This window comes from Pseudomonas sp. E45-MNA-CIBAN-0222, assembly GCF_040310405.1.
GTDB classification, from domain to species: Bacteria; Pseudomonadota; Gammaproteobacteria; order Pseudomonadales; family Pseudomonadaceae; genus Stutzerimonas; species Stutzerimonas stutzeri_AC.
This window is the reverse complement of sequence record NZ_JBEOPU010000273.1, coordinates 1-229: the sequence shown is the minus strand read 5'-3', so window position 1 is coordinate 229 and position 229 is coordinate 1. Positions and strand designations below refer to the sequence as shown.

Below are 229 nucleotides of genomic sequence, written 5' to 3'. Positions count from 1 at the left end.
GCGCACAAGTGGCCGAAGCTATCGAAAAGTATGCGCCAGACTATGGTTTTGACGTTGAGTTAAAAGGCTTTGACTTTCAAAAGCTGGTCAATAGTCGTCAACAATATATCCAAAACATTCATCGCTCTTATGATAATAATTTGGCAAAGAACGGCGTTGAAGTGATAAAAGGCTTTGCCAAATTCGTCGATACCAATACGGTCGAGGTCAATGGCGAACATATCACCGC

1 protein-coding gene is annotated in these 229 nt (G+C 42.4%); it reads left to right on the top strand.

Going from position 1 to position 229, the window contains the following annotated elements; genetic code table 11:
• The coding region (locus AAEZ08_RS23590; protein ID WP_500125266.1) for a hypothetical protein at positions 1-229 on the top strand (229 nt) is incomplete at both ends.